This window comes from Aridibaculum aurantiacum (assembly GCF_017355875.1).
Lineage (GTDB): Bacteria > Bacteroidota > Bacteroidia > Chitinophagales > Chitinophagaceae > Segetibacter > Segetibacter aurantiacus.
On sequence record NZ_JAFEWC010000001.1, the window covers coordinates 2,444,129 to 2,462,675 of the forward strand.

General features: G+C 41.6%; 14 protein-coding genes. 3 read left to right on the forward strand and 11 right to left on the reverse strand.

Annotated features, from left to right (window positions below; translation table 11 throughout):
* Positions 1-62: 62 nt before the first annotated feature.
* From J4N22_RS10210 to hutH, 7 genes are all read right to left on the reverse strand, one after another.
* The gene (locus J4N22_RS10210) at positions 63-3,062 is read right to left on the reverse strand and encodes a M43 family zinc metalloprotease (RefSeq protein WP_207493925.1); all 3,000 of its coding nucleotides are present in this window, start codon (positions 3,060-3,062) and stop codon (positions 63-65) included.
* 404 nt (positions 3,063-3,466) lie between these two features.
* Positions 3,467-3,934, reverse strand: a complete 468-nt coding sequence (locus J4N22_RS10215; protein ID WP_207493927.1) for a CHRD domain-containing protein — start codon at positions 3,932-3,934, stop codon at positions 3,467-3,469.
* Positions 3,935-3,994: 60 nt separating this feature from the next.
* Positions 3,995-4,522 carry a hypothetical protein gene (locus tag J4N22_RS10220; protein WP_242692119.1) on the reverse strand — a complete coding sequence of 176 codons (528 nt, stop codon included), beginning with the start codon at positions 4,520-4,522 and terminating at the stop codon, positions 3,995-3,997.
* A gap of 243 nt (positions 4,523-4,765) precedes the next feature.
* Positions 4,766-5,992 carry a T9SS type A sorting domain-containing protein gene (locus J4N22_RS10225; RefSeq protein WP_207493930.1) on the reverse strand — a complete coding sequence of 409 codons (1,227 nt, stop codon included), beginning with the start codon at positions 5,990-5,992 and terminating at the stop codon, positions 4,766-4,768.
* A 54-nt stretch (positions 5,993-6,046) separates the two neighbouring features.
* Positions 6,047-6,871, reverse strand: coding sequence for an N-acetylmuramic acid 6-phosphate etherase (gene murQ / locus J4N22_RS10230; RefSeq protein ID WP_207493934.1), 825 nt, complete (start codon positions 6,869-6,871; stop codon positions 6,047-6,049).
* A 99-nt stretch (positions 6,872-6,970) separates the two neighbouring features.
* On the reverse strand, positions 6,971-7,813 hold the full coding sequence (locus tag J4N22_RS10235) for an N-acetylglucosamine kinase (RefSeq protein ID WP_207493936.1): 843 nt from the start codon (positions 7,811-7,813) through the stop codon (positions 6,971-6,973).
* A 12-nt stretch (positions 7,814-7,825) separates the two neighbouring features.
* Positions 7,826-9,328: a histidine ammonia-lyase gene (gene hutH / locus J4N22_RS10240; RefSeq protein ID WP_207493937.1), complete on the reverse strand. Its 1,503-nt coding sequence runs from the start codon at positions 9,326-9,328 to the stop codon at positions 7,826-7,828.
* 175 nt (positions 9,329-9,503) lie between these two features.
* Between hutH and J4N22_RS10245 the strand changes: the two genes are divergently transcribed.
* Together J4N22_RS10245 and J4N22_RS10250 are read left to right on the forward strand one after the other, a co-directional pair.
* The gene (locus J4N22_RS10245) at positions 9,504-9,785 is read left to right on the forward strand and encodes a hypothetical protein (RefSeq protein WP_207493939.1); all 282 of its coding nucleotides are present in this window, start codon (positions 9,504-9,506) and stop codon (positions 9,783-9,785) included.
* Between the two features lie 178 nt (positions 9,786-9,963).
* Positions 9,964-13,539 carry a PAS domain-containing sensor histidine kinase gene (locus J4N22_RS10250; protein ID WP_207493946.1) on the forward strand — a complete coding sequence of 1,192 codons (3,576 nt, stop codon included), beginning with the start codon at positions 9,964-9,966 and terminating at the stop codon, positions 13,537-13,539.
* 48 nt (positions 13,540-13,587) lie between these two features.
* Here the strand turns inward: J4N22_RS10250 and J4N22_RS10255 are convergent, their stop codons facing one another.
* Complete coding sequence (locus J4N22_RS10255) at positions 13,588-14,442, reverse strand: ferritin-like domain-containing protein (RefSeq protein WP_207493948.1); 855 nt, start codon at positions 14,440-14,442, stop codon at positions 13,588-13,590.
* Between the two features lie 12 nt (positions 14,443-14,454).
* Positions 14,455-15,135, reverse strand: a complete 681-nt coding sequence (locus J4N22_RS10260) for a ferritin-like domain-containing protein (protein WP_207493949.1) — start codon at positions 15,133-15,135, stop codon at positions 14,455-14,457.
* Positions 15,136-15,318: 183 nt separating this feature from the next.
* Between J4N22_RS10260 and J4N22_RS10265 the strand changes: the two genes are divergently transcribed.
* On the forward strand, positions 15,319-15,837 hold the full coding sequence (locus tag J4N22_RS10265) for a DUF6496 domain-containing protein (protein WP_207494758.1): 519 nt from the start codon (positions 15,319-15,321) through the stop codon (positions 15,835-15,837).
* Positions 15,838-15,853: 16 nt separating this feature from the next.
* Here the strand turns inward: J4N22_RS10265 and ligD are convergent, their stop codons facing one another.
* Complete coding sequence (gene ligD / locus J4N22_RS10270; protein WP_207493951.1) at positions 15,854-17,923, reverse strand: DNA ligase D; 2,070 nt, start codon at positions 17,921-17,923, stop codon at positions 15,854-15,856.
* Positions 17,923-18,534 (reverse strand): DNA polymerase ligase N-terminal domain-containing protein, encoded by a 612-nt coding sequence (locus J4N22_RS10275; RefSeq protein WP_207493952.1) that lies wholly within the window; start codon positions 18,532-18,534, stop codon positions 17,923-17,925. Before J4N22_RS10275 ends, ligD begins: the two co-directional genes overlap by 1 nt.
* Between the last annotated feature and the right edge of the window lie 13 nt (positions 18,535-18,547).

Genomic DNA, 18,547 nt, shown 5'->3' on the forward strand with positions numbered 1-18,547 from the left:
ATTGATGAAATAGAAAAGGCCACCATTACAGGTAGCCTTTTCCTCTATTTAAGATGAACCTATTAGTCCTTCAATACTTTGAAGCTTGTAGTTTCACCATCTGCTGTTATTCTTACAGTATACATTCCAGCAGCCCAGGCACCGGTAGAAATTTCCAGGTTACCTGCTAACATCTGGCTCTTATACATTGTTCTTCCGGTAAGGTCGGTAATAATAACCGATGCACTTTTTACAGAAGTTGGATTTTGGATAACCAGCTTAGTCTTCACCGGGTTAGGATACCATGTAAAGGTTTCCTTACCACCAAACATCATACTTACAACTGAACTGTGCGAAGAACGGTTGTCAATATCAAGCTGCTGTATCCTGTAGTAGTAACGGGTGCCTTTTACAAGGTTGTTATCATCGAAGCTATAGCTGTTGATACCGCTACCATTCTGAGCTGTAACAAAACCAATATTGCTGAAGTTGATACCATCCACACTACGCTCTACATTAAATCCACGGTTGTTCAATTCAGCTGTTGTTTTCCACGCAAGCTTAGCTGTGCTACCAGAAAGTGTACCTGTAAAGTCTAACCAACGTACTGGTAAAGTAGTAGAAGGTTCAACCATCATTACTCTTGAGAAACCGGTAAATGTAGCAGTGAAAGAGATATAACCATCAGTAGTTAACCTGTCATCTACTGATGTAGGTGTTACTATTTCACCGTCAGCTGATGAAAGTGTTCCCAGCATATTTGCTGTAGATTTCAACTTTAAGAACTTCAAGGTATTTACACCTGCTCCCCATGCAGCAACTTCTGTTGGTGTAAAGAAGAAAGTAGCTGTGTAAGAAACGTTTTCGTTGCCATGCGTGTTCACCTGGAACATTTTCCTTGTGCGCATCCAGTCACCTGTTTCAGTAGTGATTGTTGGCCTGTTGTTTCCAGCTTCTATCACAGAAACAGTCAACTGAGGCAGGCTCGTAGAAACGTTGCTAATAGTAGCCATCAACCTGTTGTTCTGTGAGCTTCTGAAGTTGTTGGTTGTACCAGGACTAACAGCAAAAGAGTTATTTGTCAATGCTGCTGATTCAATACGAGTACCGATGGCAGTTACTACAAAATCATCCACTATAACACCAGGGTCTGTTCCACCACTGTTATTGTTTCTCCACAATACGCCCAGGTGGAACCTTGTGTTGTTGAATGATGAAGGGATCGGAACATTCGTAACACCTGAAATAGGAGTATTGGAAGCCAAAAGTTCGGAACCCGCAACCTGGCTAAAAGAGTTAGGAACAGCTTCGGTAGAAAATGCTGAGTAAGCATAATCTATGACTGTGTTAGTAGCACTCACTTCGCCACCAACTTGGTACTTGTAAGTCAGGTTCAGGTTTGATAAACCATTAGCATCTATCAAAGGAGTACGGATAACTGCAAGACCATTAGTTGTTTTGGTGTATGTAGTAGGCTTAAAGCTGGTGTTGTTGGTAATATGGGCAACCTGGCCTGAACCACCTGCAGTACCATTAGCACTTACTACAAAACTGTTAGGGCTACCAGAACCTATCAATGAGCTCCATCCAGTAGGGATAGCACCACCAGTAGTTTCAAATCCTTCATTAAGAAGAGTTATTGGATTTTCACCTGGGCGCACTCTGTCGTCATCAACAATGCTGATAGTATAGGTTTGGTTGATGGTACCTGCTGTTACTCCAGTACCAGAAACTGAAAAGTTCAGAACAATTGTTTTGGTAGGCTCCGGTACAGCATCATCAATGATACGAACAGTGATAATCTTATTAGGATCTCCTGCTGCAAAATTCAAAGTAGGATTTACAATCTGGAAGTCACTTCCATTAACTGCTGTTCCGGTTGCAGATACTGTTACAGTTGCAGAACCAGTTGCTACGTCTTCTACATTCAGTATAACCGGGATATCTCTATACCAAGGGAATGAAGTAGTAGTTCCTTTTTCATTTTCTGTAATGGTAGTATTACATGCAGTGAAAGAGATTTTATTACTTGTAGCTGCTACAAGGCCAGCATTGGAAGTAGCCAGTTCTTTTCTACGTGGGCTGAATTGCATAACTGTTTGCATACGTGCCACCTGCCCTGCAGTAAAAGTGTGCATGATGCGATCGTCTGTATAATCCATGTAGTTGTCAAACATTTCAGCAGCTGTACCACAGCTATTTGATTTTGGATGCGCAGGTGTACCATAGTTGGCTGCTTGATGCGTAGGCGTATCATCTACATAATCAGTTCCACAGTTTGAATCGCCCCAGATGTGACGTAAACCAAAGAAGTGACCTATTTCGTGGGTCATAGTTCTTCCAAGGTTGTAAGGATTTGCTTCAGAACAAGTTTCTGTGCTTGGGGTAACTACACTTCCTACACTTGTTGAAGTAATCACCACACCAGCGGTTGTAGCGGTTTCACCACCTGACAAACCAGCCAAAGTAGAAGAAGTAGGAAAAGTAGCATATCCTAATATGCCACCACTGATTGGGCAGATCCAGATGTTGATATAACGATTAGGATCCCAAATGGTGTTAGGCTTAATGGTGCCGTCTATATAGCTGCTAGACCATCCGCTTCCTGGTGCAGTCCAGTTCCATAGGTTACGGTCTACCCTATTTATACCAGGATTGCTTAAAACATTACCTGAAGGATCTCTTTGTGCTAAACTGAAACGGATATCAGAAGAAGCAGCCGTAGCATATGGACTTCCTGACTGGTTAAGAAAATCTTTGTTCAACTGGTTAAGCTGCGATCTTATGAATTGGGTAGCAACGTTAAATCCAGTTCCTTCTGCCTCGCCATTATGGATGACATGAAAAACGACAGGAAGATTGTAAGCAGCATTTGTGCGACTGGTACGCTGCATCATTACTTGATGCATAAATGCTTCAAACTGTGCGTCGGTTTCAGCGTTAGGGTTGTTTCTTCTTGCCTCTTCCATCACTTCTGTTGTGATACACTTCTTTACCTGTGTTACAGGCGTAAGCAATTGGGCTGAAGAATTGACCGCAAATAGTAGTTGTACACATACTAATGCAAGTAGAGATCTCTTCATTATAGGTTTAAATTTAAGCTCGTGAAGATAAAGAACGAAGTGTCACAAAATTTAACCTTTTGAATTTTTAAGGTGCTTAAATAGAAGAGAAAACTAATACCTGTGTAACGGAGAGAATGTTGGTCGATGAATTGAAAGTATGTTAGACGGAATAAAACATACAACCGTTTTTTGCAATCTTATCTCATCATCAATGGTTTAGCAGCAGCAACCTGTCTAATAAATCCTTTAAGATGTTATAGCGAAAAGAAAACACCATTTAACTCTAGAACATCCATTTAGGTACATTAATTTGTATGAACGGGTGAAAGCTCCAAAGCAACAGGAGAAAGAACATTAAAAATGTTTCTACCATTTCTCCTAAAAACAACAACTACCAACTGGATTTAGATAGCGCTGATTGACTAAGGCGTTATGTTAGCTCTTGCCACTCCCGATGGATAATCTTTACTGAAGACCTGTACATACTTCTTTACATTATCGTTGATTAAACTGTCGATGAGAGATTGGCGCAGGTTCGTTAGTATCCCCGAAGAGTAACGGGTTCCTTCTCTGCCACGCAGGTCTAGCATAAGTGGCCCGTTTGAAGCAGGATCACCTGCATAGATACCACCACCGTGGATATAATCGTTGGTAGCTAATTGTGTAATATTATATTGATAGATAACGGTTCGGTCGTCACGTACTTGCAGGATTAGCTCACCGGAATCAGATCTTCCCTGCAAAGTGGGAACAACAAAAGCACTGGACATAGGCATCCGCCATTCCTTAATTACTTCGTGCTCCAGGTTGCTATAGTCTTCATTGCGCTTGTTACAGGAGATAACCAATAGAGAAGAAACAATAACAGAAAGTACAACTGAAGTTTTCATAGCATGAATATTTAAAAGATGTTTTCAAGGAACTTCTTCAAATAATTATGCCATAACAGATTAATCTAATCTCTTGCTGATGTCGGTGTTTATCTGGTCGAATAAGTGCTGCGGCTTAAAGATTCTCCAGTTGGGAATATTCAATAACTCAATAAAATAATGCAGCTTTCTCCGCTTGAAATCATGTTGACTTTGGTCGGGCATATTGATAGCCACTATCCATCCGCCTTCTTCTGTTACTTCTTCAAACCACTCTTCGTAATAATCTTTGTCACCACTGTGAAAGTTGAGGACGTTCTCCGTAATTAAAATATATTTTGTGATGTGGTGTGAGAACATATTATCAATGACATCACGCTTCAATGTCATGATATCATTTTCAATAGCATCATTCCACTCACCAATCAATTCTATGATAGCAAAGCTTTCATTGTAATCAGCATATAAAACTTTTAGGTACAGGGTCCTGCTCCCAAATTCATCCCACTGTGGATGTATATAGTAATTATAAACTGTCTGGCTGTATTCAAACTCGCTATACGTACGACCATAAAAGGGTGATAGTTCATCCTCCTCCGCGGTGTACATATGCCTCCAGTTAAAAAATGGTTCTATATCATGCATAAAGAAGTTCTACTTTAAAAGTTACTGCAGTTATTCCTCTCCTCTTCATCTTACTTTTAAACTTGAAACTGCGTAACTGGCGGCAAATGGAAATCTATGCGCCAGCAATTGCCAGGAGAACGGGTTCTGCAATGTAAAAGAATAACTGTTATACCAAAACAAAAAAAGGGCCGCACAAGGCAGCCCTTCTCATCAAAATGACTATACTTACTGAACCACAATCTTATCACTATACACGGTTTGCTTATCAGCTCCTGTAACTTTTAGTAGATACATTCCACCAGCAGCAGATCTTGGCAGGTTGATTTTTTCTACCTGGCCAGGAACATTGATGCTTAAAGCCCTGTTGAAAACAAGCCTGCCTGATACATCAGTAAGAGCTATGGTATATTGACCAACAGGAACTTTTTCAAACGAAATATTGAAGAAACGTGTTGCTACCGGGTTAGGATATACACTTACCGCATTATTTCCTTTTACCTCGTTACGAGTTATAACTTCTGAAGATGAAGTGCGCTGGAATAGCAAATTGCTGTTAGCCAGGTCAGAAGCGTTATACACCATTTCATCTTTCTTATGTATAGGTGTAGCTTCTAAAGTTGACATATTGATGCGGTAGTAGTTACTGTTTAAAACTGCACTACTTACTACTGCTTCTCCTTCATTGTTTACCACCATACCATTGCTGGTAAAATCAGCTGGCAAACCTTTTACCTGGCCTACGTAATCAGCAACACGAGTTTCAGGATTGATTTTGAAAATATGGTTACGCATGCTGATCAGGTATAGATTACCATAAGCGTCGCCTACCATATCGCCACCCCAGCTGGTGCACTGGCTGTGTACACTGATCTTCCCGTTGTTCTTTCCATCAATCAATGGTCCCAGATCTGTTATCTGTGGCTTTTGATCGGTAGTGAAGCGAACCAGCTTGTTACCATCATTGGTAAGACCATATCCTACTCCATCTGAAGCGAAGGCCATACGAGTGATAACATTTGCTTCATCGTATTTATTGCCACCGGCCATACCCATTCCGCGAACAAAGAATACCTTATTCTCGTTGGTTGACAGGTCAAAATAACGAAGCTCGTCAGCGCGCATATTGGTAAAGTACAACCTGTTGCTGCGTCCATCAAAAGCTGCAGCGGCTACACCGGTTACCATAGGCAAAGCCTTTACAGAATACCTTTCGTGATTAGCTACTTCAATAGCGGATTTTGTAACTGCATCGTATGGCTGAATGGCATTGTTTGGATCGTATATCGTCCTGATCACTTCACCGGTAGCAAGATCGATTTCGCGAACAGCAGTCCAATTGTAAGAGCCTTTTGTATCGCCGGTTATGGCAAAAGCCCTGTTTGATTGACCATGTGTTGTAGAGGAAACTAAAGTGGCAGCAATTGCCAAAGAGGGTAAAATTGCTTTCTTCATAAGCATGAGAATTTAAATTTGCACTAATTTAAGAATTATAAATAACGACATAAATTAATTTCTAGTATAGCCTGTGTCAATGGCTTTTTTCACGCTACCGGCTTCTAACAATAGCTTCTTTGCAGTATCCAGATCTGGAAGCCCAAGGTTTTCCATTACCAGTCTTGCTCCGCGGTTCACCAGTTTTTCATTTGTTAGCTGCATATTCACCATCTTATTGTCTTCCACCCTACCCATAAGTATCATCACGGAAGTTGAGATCATATTCAAAACCATTTTCTGAGCAGTACCACTTTTCATGCGTGTACTTCCTGTTACTACTTCAGGACCTGTTATTACTTCTACTGGGAAAGTACAACTGGCTGCAATAGGACTACCAGGATTACATACAATGCAGCCGGTAGTTATGCTAAGGTTTTTGCATTGTTCCAATGCCGCTAAAACATAGGGTGTAGTGCCGCTGGCCGATAATCCAACTACCACATCTTTCTCATTCACAAAATGTTTTTGAAGGTCATTCCATCCTGCATGTACATTATCTTCTGCAAATTCTACTGCATCAGTTATGGCTCTCTCACCACCGGCTATAAGGGCGATAACCAAACCATGCGGAACACCAAACGTAGGAGGACATTCGCTTGCATCCACAACTCCTAACCTGCCACTGGTACCAGCACCTATGTAGAAAAGCCTTCCTCCCGCCAACATATGATCTGCAATTGCGTGCACAAGTTGCTCAACCTGGGGCAATGCTTTTTCTACTGCCGACGCAACCGTTTTGTCTTCATCATTTATAATGCGCAGGACATCCTTCACATCCATTTTATCCAGGTGCCGGTAATTTCCTTCTTGCTCTGTAAGGTTTTGAAAACTTTCCATGACAGCAATTTTATGCAGTGGTAGTATGCTTTTGAAGTTCACCACCAAAGTAGTACCACTAATCAAGCTGCCAGCTTGTTGAACAGGAAATGAACCAGGTTACGCATTCTTATGAAATGCCACTAACCCGTCCAGTGGTGTTTGCAGTACTTTGCCTAATTCAAGTTCATATGAATTACACAGTTCCTGCAATACGTCTTTGAAGCCGAAAGCAACACTGCCTATAAAATGAATGGGATGTGTCCAGCTTTCGCGGTATTTATAGAGGTGGTTAAAAAAGAAATCATTCAGGCCATCTTCAATTATATTCTCTACCATATAATGGCCGCGGTTCTCTGCCAGGAACTTTGTGAAGCCTGCGAGGTAACGATTAGGCAAAGGTTTACGATATACACTTTCTAATATCTCTTTACCGTTCGTTTCAAAACGTGCATCAAAACGGGCACGGAGGTCTTCATCAAATGTATTGTACAGGTAATACTGAACTACTTTCTTACCTAAATATGCACCGCTGCCCTCATCTCCTAATATAAAGCCCAAACCGGGGCTGTTTTTTACGATCTTTTTCCCATTGTAAAAACAGGAGTTAGAACCAGTGCCTAATATGCAGGCAATACCTTTAGATGTACCGCAAAGTGCACGAGCAGCGGCCAACAGATCTGTATGTATATTGATTTTAGCGCCTTTCAGCACTTGCTTCAGAGCAAGTTTTACAAGCGCTTCATTACCTGGATTGCCTAATCCTGTTCCGTAAAAATGCACCTGGTCCACCTGCACTTTCAGCTTAGGCATTAATTGATCGTGAAGTAACTGCACCACCTGGTCACCAGTCATGAAATATGGACTGATACCTGAGGTGAGGATGTTCTTCCTTCTTCCATTCTTCAATAATACCCATTCGCAATTGGTAGAGCCGCTATCGGCAATCAACTGAACTGACATACGCAGAAAATTTTACCTGGAAACAAAACTATAATTAGACACAACATCGATTGCCTTTATCATGTCATCGTGCAATACACGATCTTCTTCATTGAAATCCACAACAGCACGTAACTGCTGGTACAGCTGCTCCACAACAGGCGAAGACTGCATTGGCCTTCTGAAATCCAATGCCTGCGCTGCTGATAATAATTCTATAGCCAGCACCTTCTCTACATTATTCACCACACGCAAACATTTGGTTGCACCGTTAGCACCCATACTCACATGGTCTTCCTGGTTGTTGCTACTGCTTATACTGTCTACACTAGACGGCGTGCATAACTGCTTGTTCTCACTTACTATACCGGCTGAAGTATATTGAGGTATCATAAATCCGGAATGAAGACCCGGGTTCTTTACCAGGAAAAGCGGCAGGTTTCTTTGTCCACTGATCAACTGGTAGGTTCTTCTTTCGGAAATATTGGCTAACTCACTCATGGCAATACTTAGAAAATCGAGTGCTAAAGCCAGCGGCTGCCCATGAAAATTCCCCCCGCTTAACACAAGGTCGTCTTCTGGAAAAATGTTGGGATTATCGGTAACCGAATTGATCTCTTTCAGAAACACATTCAATACATGATCGAATGTATCAATAGTGGCACCATGCACTTGCGGTATACAACGGAACGAATAAGGATCCTGTACCTGCTTCTTTGCCTGTGAAGAAATGGAACTACCTAAAAGAAAAGAACGAATAGTGGCTGCGGTTTCAACCTGCCCCTTATGACTTCTTACAGCATGGATGTGGTGATTAAAAGGCTCGGGCGAACAATCGAACGCATCTATGCTCATAGCGGCTATGAGGTTTGCCATATTTATCAGTTGCTCGGATTTCTTTAGGCAATACATGCCATATGCACTCATAAACTGCGTTCCGTTTATAAGTGCAAGGCCTTCTTTAGAATGTAGCTTTATCGGCTCCCATCCTAGTTCCGACAAAACTTCTGCAGACTTCCGCTTTTGCCCGTTGAACCATACTTCTCCCAAACCAATAAGAGGAAGGCTAAGATGGCTTAGTGGAGCAAGGTCGCCGCTTGCACCCAAAGAACCTTGCGTGTAAATAACCGGGAACACGCCATTGTTATACATCTCCATCAGGCGCTTAACTGTTTCTATATGCACGCCACTGTGCCCATAGCTCAACGATTTGATCTTGAGCATCAGCATCAATTTCACAATATCCAAAGGCACTTCTTCTCCTAAACCACAGGCATGGCTTACTAAAAGGTTGTATTGTAATTGCTCTACCTGGTCGTCATTTATCTGTACACTTTGAAGGTAGCCAAACCCGGTATTGATGCCATACAGCAATTCGTTGCCACTGGCCATTTTGTTGTCAAGATATTCGCGGCACTGCAGTATCCTTTCATGTGCATCAAAGGTGATGGACACATGTTGGTCAAAATCAAGCAGGTTCTTTATCTGTTGGAAATGAAGCGTTTTTCGGTCTAGCGGTAAATAATTATAACTCATATGGCGTTTTCAACATCAGGCCGCCAAAGTAAACCATTTTGTGGATTTTAAACTTTTACCCAAGAGAGGCAGAAGATATTGTAGTGGAAGAACTACAAATTTGATCTAGCAGGCTGCTCAATGGGCTTGGTTGCATAGTGGCATTAATTTTTTATTACCCTATAAAAAAGATGCTATGCCTCCACCCGTTCCTCAAGTTCAGGAAATTCTCGTTCGTCTTCAATTGCTTGAGGAAAAAATAAAGTTTGCCGCAGGCCAAATGAATGCTGCCTTACTGGACGGCAAACCAGATCATGAAATCAGGAGGCTTAAACAAAGGCTGACCAATTTGCAAAAAGAAAAATGCCTGTATTACGAGCCCATGCAAAAATTGAAACCGCTGGCCGGGTATCGCAGTTACCTGTACAATAAAATTGAAGGAATGGAACGTTTTACTAATTCCAGGTACACTTCTTAGCATAAGGAATATTCTCAATAACTATCCTCTACAATTAGTACCGCCTCTACTTCGCAAAGGCGGACTACATTCAAGATTTAAAACCAGCTTTGGCATCAAAAGGAACCAGTGATTCTTCTAAAAAAAATGCTTTTTAGATAACACTTCCGTTTCCTTAAATTGCGATAAACATTGTCGTTTGCCAACACTAGCAATCAAAAAGTCTGAGTTATCTCTTGATTTTATAGAGCTCCCAGCCTATGCTCAATTTATTCTTGAGAATAAATTGAGGCCTTTTGCAGAAGAACAAGTGCGGCTGGCCAAAGAAGTCCAGGTTCCTATATTGAAATATCTTCCACAAGAAGACGAAGCATTATTAGAAGTATCTATACCTGGTATAGAAGAATGGCTAACTTCTTTCTCAGGAAATAGGATTGCAGAATTCATCACGTATTCGCTTCAGCAATGGAAATCAGGACAACTTCCACATTTAGCTAAAGAGGCTGTACTAGCTGATGACATCACTTTGATAGCTTATGTACGAAAGAAAGGACTGCTCAAGTTTCTCCCGCAATACACTAATGATGTAGAACTTGTATTGAGGATTGTAAATGAGATAGACGTTTATTCCCTCCAGGTAATGAACAGGTCTTTCTCAGTATACATTGAAATGTTCACCAAAAGGATTGATGAACATGCTCATTTCATAGAAAAGATCAACAACACCTCTCCAGGTCTTATTTACGTTTTCGACCTGCTGGATAAGAAAGAAGTTTATACCAATAATAAAGTAGAGGACCTGCTGGGCTATACGCATGAAGAGCTGCAGGCAATGGGCAGCAACTACCTTGAGATTGTTCAACATCCGGATGATATACCGGCTGTATTAGAACATTTCGCGTCGTTCAGTACATTGAAAGATGGCGAGATAACTTCTTTTGAACATAGGCTGAAAACCAAGGAAGGCAAATATTGCTGGATAAGGAATTACGAATCGATCTTTAAAAGAACTGAAGACGGCACACCTTGCCAGATCATTGGCATTGCTCTGAAGATTGACCAGGAGAAAAGAATGGCTGAACAGCTTAGGTACAGGGAAGAGCAACTGCTGGAAGCACAGGAACTGGCAGAAATGGGCAGCTTCGAACTGGGACTTAATGAAGGAAAGGCAAAGGTTACTCCACAGGTACAAAAGATACTGAAACTACAAAGTGGCGATACGCTGCAGGATTTCATTAATAATATTCACCCGGCTGATAAAGAAAAAGTAACTACAGCCATCACTGCAGCACACGCAGGCACAGCAGTGCTTGACGAAGAGTTCAGGTACTTTGCCGGCGAAGAAGAAAAGATCATCTGGAGCCGCGGCTCAAGCTCAATAAAGAATGGTCGGTCTATCCTGAAAGGAACAGTGATGGATGTGACGCAGCGACACTACATGGTGCAAAGGCTTCAAAATAGCGAACAGCTTTATAAAGAGGCGCAGGCACTAACGCACATCGGCAACTGGACATGGCTTACAAAACAAACTACCATCAACTGGAGTGATGAGATGTACAGGATCTTCGATATGCAACCGCAGCAAGAGATCATCACCATTGCTAAATTATCTGCCCTTCTCGAGGGATCTGATCAGCTGCCGGTCTTTCAGTCAATCATCCAGGATCCGCGTACTGCTGATGGACTTGAGTATATTCTACAGATCAGGACAAGCAAGAATAACCTGAAGATATTACAGGTAAAAACAGAAGTCAGAAAAAATGAGAAAGGTGATGTTTTTAAAGTAATAGGAACTTGCCAGGACATCACTGAAAAACAATTGCTGATAAACCGCCTCGAGAAAAGTGAAAACCTTTACAAGCAGGCACAGGCACTAAGCCACATGGGCAACTGGTCGCTCAACCTTCCAGACAGGTCCATTACCTGGAGCGATGAAATGTACAGGATTTATGAAATGGAGCCAGGTAGCCAGGTGAGTTACGAGGAACTAAGGAAGTACAATAGTTCCGACTCCACAAACATTGGAAACATCATCCAGGAACAGATAGAGCATAAAAGGCCGCATGACTTTTTTTACCAGATCAATTTGCCATCCGGAGCGAATAAAATCATTCACTCTAAAGGAGAGGTGGTAACTAACTCTGAAGGAAATGTAATACAGCTGGTAGGAACCGCGCAGGATGTAACGCAACAAAAAGAAATAGAAAAGCAGTTGCTCGATAACCAGGTTTTCATCAAGAAAATAGCAGACGCCACGCCTTCCATTATCAGCAGTTACAACATCAATACGGGTGTATACAGTTTTGTTAGTGAAGGTCTGAAAAAACTGCTTGGTTATGAAATTGAGGAGCCTTTAGAAAAGGGTGTTCAATTTTTTATAGATATCATGCATCCAGAGGATCTGCCAAGGATAATGGAGGAGAACAACAAAGCTCTTGCATATGCTAACACAAAGGGCATTGAGTGTGATAAAGAGATGGTAGTTGAATTCCAATACAGGATTAAAAACAGCAGTGGCAAATACAGGTGGCTCCATACCTATGGAACCGTATTTGATCGTAACCGCGAAGGAAAAGTCGAAAACATCCTCAACATCTCGCTGGACATAACTGAGAAAGTTGAAACAGAACGTAAACTGCAGGAGCAGGAAAAATTCAGTCTTCACATTGCCGAGGCCTCTCCTACAATCCTTTACCTGTTCGACCTGCAGCAAAACCGCTTTTTATATGTAAACAAAGAGGTAACGCAGGTGCTAGGCTACCTACCTGAAGAAATATTAAATCTGGGCAATAAAGTTTCTGCCTCTTTTCTTCATCCAGAAGATGAAATAAAGAACAACGAAAACCATATAAAATACCCAATAGCTGATGGCAGCAGCCTTATTCACCAGATAGAAGGCAGGGTAAAAGATCGAAATGGAAAATGGAAGTGGCTACTGACACGCGAGATTGTTTTTAAAAGAGATGAAAATGGGCAGGCAGTACAAGTAATTGGATCAGCACTGGATATAACTGACAGAAAAGAAATGGAGCAGACGCTCATTCAAAAAACCATTCAGTTGCAGCAGAGCAACTCAAACCTGGAAGAATTTGCGCACATTGCTAGTCACGACCTGCAGGAACCACTCAGGAAGATCTGCACGTTTGGCGACAGGCTGCTGAATAATTTCAATCATGCACTTGCACCTGAAGGAAAAGTTTACCTTGATAAGATGATCAATTCGTCGCAGCGAATGCAACAACTGATCAATGATATCTTGTCCATTTCACTTATCTCTGGCGACAAATCGTATAGAAGATATAGCCTGCAAAAAGTGTTGGACGAAGTGTTGCAAACACTTGACCTGAAGATTGAAAAAACACGGGCTATCATACAGGCAGATCAGCTTCCTGAGGCCAATATTAATCCTTCACAAATGCGGCAGTTGTTCCAGAACCTGCTAAGCAATTCGTTGAAGTTTGTGAGCAAAGAAGAGACGCCTGTCATCACTATAAAAACAGAATATTTGACAGCTAGCAAAGCTGCTAAATACCATCTTAAAAACAGTTCAAGATTTATTCAAATAACCATCAGCGACAATGGTATCGGTTTCGATGCCGAATATGCAGAAAAGATCTTCGCCATTTTCCAGAGACTGCACGGTCGAGCTGAATACGAAGGAACAGGCATTGGTCTTTCTATTTGTAAAAAAATAGTTGAGAACCACAACGGTGTCATTTTCGCTTCGGCCTCGCCTGGCGGAGGAGCTACATTTACTTTCATCATACCTGAATAAAAAAAGAGCCATGCAAAACATGGCTCTTTCATTCACTAGCTAATCCTATTATATAATGAAAGGGTCAACAATTGCCAGTACTTGTGCAGGTGTCAGTCCTTCATCAAATGACTCAGAAGCTGCTTCGGCTGTGATACCAAGGCCATTAATGCCGGTTATCTGAACTCCAGCCTGTACGGTATTTTCTTCACCATTATAACTTGCTTGTACAGCAGCACCAATACCTGTCTGGTTGCCGGTTATCCATGGTTTTACATCACCAAAATTATTTGCCTTCCGCATCAGCCTGATGTGAGCAGCATGGCGCGCTTCTACAGAGTGGATACGAAGTGCAGCACTTAATACATCACCTGTTCTTACTAACTCGGCAGCACGGCCTTTATAAGCACGTACACCTGTATCTTCAAAAGTTTGTGCTACTGCAAGGAAGGTGTTGTAGTTGGTAAATACATTGGCAAATGGTCCTGCCATTGATCCGTTACCAGCTGTAAAATCAAAATTAGCCGCGGTAAATGTTACAGGTGTACCACCTGCCCCTGATATTGCAGTACGTAAGAAGTTTACGTGCGCTACTTCGTGGTCCCTGATAGTGGTTATAGCCATTTGAGCAGCTCCTGCAGGAACACCAATAGTAGCAAAACTTGTAACAGCACGCTTATAAAATTCAGCTTCCAGGTACTCTAGCGTAAGCGCATAGTTCAGAATATCTACTACCTGGGCACCGGTAGCTGTTTGGCTATATGCCTTGTTGAACATTGAACCTAACGCCATTGGTATGGCTGCAAGAGATAGTTTGCCGGCAATGTCTTTAAACCGCTTCAATGTAGACCTGCGGGTATCCAATCTTTCATAAACCTCAGGGTCTACTTTTTCTATTTCTGATAAAATATTTTCAAAATTCATAATAGTATGTTTTTATGATGTTGGAAGATTGCTGATGTTGATGCTCGTTTTAATAAATGGATCTGCAGCAGCCATTACTTGTGCCGGAGTACGAATCACATCCAGTCCCATTGCGTCTACTACTTCGTTATTTGCAAATGAGCCATTGCTAATAATATCGCGGATGTATGCCGCATGTCTTGCTTCTACTGAAACTATTTTTCCTGCCAGTGTAAGGAAGGCAGGATTGGTAAGTAATCTTCCTGCACCATTGTAAGCACTTACGCCTAAGTCTTCAAATGTTTTAGCAGTACTCAATACGCTATCCCTGCTGGAAAAGTTTACTGCAGAAAAATCAACCTCAAGGCCGGGAATGGCGTTACTGCCAAGCGCATTTTTGAAGAACTCACGGTGTGCTATCTCATGGTCACGGATATCGCGGAGCATTGCAGTTTCCATGGCAGTTATACCAGAGTATGGTGAGTTTAGCACCTGGATGTAAAATGCCGCCTCAAGTTGCTCAAGTGCATATGCATAATTTAGGATACCAGTATCGCCACTGCCGAGATCAACACCACCTGCATCGTTATTTTTTCTACAGGCCGCGCCAGCCAATACCAAACCTGACGATGCACCTGCAAATGCCAGGAACTTACGCCTCGATACAGAAGGAAGCCCGTCTGTAGGTTTTTCCAAAGAAGCTTTGTTTGTCATAATAGTAGATTTTGTGAATGATAATTTTTACTATGTCTATGGCTGGAGTTACGGTAAACGAGGAGGAACAGTTTTGGAATCCTTAATCTTTTTTTAAAAGAAATTTAAGTAGCTATACCTGTTGAAGCCAAAGCAGAAGAAGCTACTGAAACAGTAAACATTCATCAGTAACAACTTTTAACTATGGCCAAATATTCAAAAGCAGCCGGCAAAAAAGTAGAAGAAAACCTGCACGAAATGAAGAGGGGAAAACTAAAAACAGGAACCGGTAAAAAAGTAACCTCAAGAAAACAGGCAATAGCCATTGGGCTGAGTGAAGCAAGAAGTGAAGGAAAAAAAGTGCCGCCGCCTAAGGATCCTTCAAATAAAAATTCAGGTAAGAATGCTGGAAGGAAGCCAGCGCCTAAAAAGACTGCAACTAAGCAAGCAGCTACTAAAAAAGCAGCTACTAAAAAAGCAGCTCCAAAGAAGTCTGCGCCAAAAAAAGCTGCTGCAAAGAAAACGGCAACAAAGAAAGCAGCGCCTAAAAAATCTGCTTCCAAATCAAGCACAAAAGGGTATAGTAGCAAAAGCAATACAAAGAAGAAAGGAAATAATCCTGATGAGAAAAGAGGTACAGGTAAATCATCATTTAAAAAAGCAACTACAAAAGCTGCATCGAAAAAGGCTTCAAAAACGAGTGGCAACAAGAACAAGAAGTAAGGCTGCAGCCGGGTGATCAGCTCTCTCCTTCCAGCCGCTGAAGGCATTTCACAAGGTCAACGCCTTTACCCATTACTGGTTTAAAAAGATCGCCTACTTCCTTTACCCTTTGTTCAATGTTGAAGATGGTGAAGTCCTTAGGAGAAAGGCCTTGCTTTACTTCTTCCCAAAGTAATGGCGTAGAAACGGTGGCGCCGGGCTTGGGTCGTAAACTATAAACAGAGGCTATAGTCTGACCTTTCCTGTTTTGCAGGTAATCCATGTATATCTGGTCTTTGCGTCGTTTGCCAAGACTTCTTTCCAACGTAGTGAAAGCAGGTATTTGTTGGTTGGCTAACATGCAAACCAGGTAAGCAAAATCCTTCACCTGGTCATAGGTATATTTTTTACCCATGGGCACATAAATATGCAAACCTGATGAGCCCGAGGTTTTGCAAACAGATGGTGCACCAGCCTCATCAAGAATTTCTTTTACCACCAACGCCGCTTCCACTACCTGGTCAAAAGTATTGTTATCTGAAGGATCAATATCAATGATCATATAATCCGGCGCGTCCAATGCATTCACCCGCGAATGCCATGGATTTATCTCAATACACCCGAGGTTGGCGAGGTATAATAATGATGCTTTGTTATTGCACAAGATGTATTCAATATGCTTTTTAGCAGAGTCAGAATACAACGAGATACTCTTCACATATTTTGGTGCTTCATCGCCTGCATCTTTATGAAAAAAACCTTTCGCATTTATACCATTCGGCGTGCGAAACAATGACTCAGGCCGGTCTTTCAGGTAAGGCAAAATATAATCCGCCATCCTTTCGTAATAGTCAATTACATCGCCTTTGGTGATGCCGCTTTCAGGAAAAAATATTTTTGTGCGGTTGGTAGTTTTCACCTCTGCACTTCCTATCCTGATGGTTTTATCCTTATCATTTTTTACTACATCAGCAGTTGCAGTTTTAGCTGCTTTCTTTCCTGCAGATGTAGAATTCTCTGCAGTTTTCTTAGCTGCTTTCTTTGGAGTTGGTGATTTGGTTGCTGCTTTTTTTGTTGCCTTTTTTATAGGCTGCTTCGGTGATGCTTCAACTGGCTCAATTTCCTCTTCGGATGCTTCAGTAGAAGCCACTGGTTTACCTTTACTTAAATAAGCAGTATTTACATCTGCAGCCTTTTTATCATTGCGCATCCGCAAAAAGATTGGGTGACGCAATTTGCCATCGCTGGTCCATTCAGTGAATTTCATTTCACAAACCAGTTCTGGCTTCACCCACGTTACCGGCATGTTCGTTTTCACTCTTTCATCAAATGGAGAATCTTCTATAACCAGTGGCTGTAACTGCGCATATATTTCTTTTAAAAGTTTGGTATCAAACCCTGAGCCGGTGTGGCCGATGTATCTAAACTTACCTTTATCATATACACCCAACACTAGTGCACCAAAATATTTTCTGCCTCCGCGTGGCGCTGTGAAACCAGCTATGATTGCTTCATCAGATCTATGATGTTTTACTTTAAGCCAATCTGCTGAACGTTTACCAGGATAATAAAAACTGGACTTTCTTTTTGCCATTATGCCTTCCATATTTCGCTCTTCCACTACATGAAAGAAATCCTCACCTGTCTCCTCTACATGATCACTGAATTTTAAAATATCATTTGCTGGAAGAATATCCTGCAACATCGCTTTACGCTCAATAAGTGGAACTTCATAAAGCTTTTTTCCATCCAATTCCAGTAAATCGAAAATGTAATATTGTAAGGGTAAATGGCGGTTTGCATCATAATGCTGCAGCTTCTGAAAATCAGGTTCACCGGCTTCGTTCAGCACTACTATTTCTCCATCTAAAACAACTGAATGTTTTATTTTCTGAAGTTCTTTTACAATGTTCGGATAAATATCAGTGAAAGAATTTCCGTTGCGTGAGTATAGCTTAACTGCTTTTTTATCTACTTCTGCAAGAGCGCGGTAACCATCCCACTTTATTTCAAAAATCCAATCTTCATCATCAAATGGATTGTCTACTTCCTTAGCAAGCATGGCTGGAATGTACTCATCTAATTTCCTTCCGGTTTTCCCTCTCATCAACTGGGCTTTTTTTTTACAGGAGAAGCTGCTTTTTTACCAGCCAAAGCTTTATTTATGGGAGAAGATTTTGGCGTGTGCTCTTCACTGTCATAAGGTTCATCTGTTGCATATTCATCACGATGCTTTATCAACAGCCAGCTATTATCATCAGCCTTTTTTAGTTTAACCAGTGCGAATTCTCCTTTTAGTTTTTTCCCATTCAAAACAAACTTCAGGTTACCGGCTTCCAGGCCTGCTAATAGTGCTTTTTCAGCCTTTGATGGATCAATATCATCCAGTGCTGTCAATGTTCCTTTATCCCATATTTCTACTATACCTGCACCGTAATTTCCTTCCGGAATCACACCTTCAAAATCTTTATAATCATAAGGATGATCTTCCACCATCATCGCCAGCCGCTTGTCTTTAGGATTAAGACTTGGGCCTTTTGGAACTGCCCAACATTTTAGAACACCTTCCATCTCCAACCTAAGATCGTAATGAAGGCGAGAGGCTTTATGACGCTGTATAACAAAAGATAAAGTTTTTACCTTTCCTTGCTTCTTCTTTCCCTCCGGCTCTTCCGTCTCGTTGAAGTTGCGCTTTTTGTTATACAAGCCTAGGCTCATGCAATTGATGTTC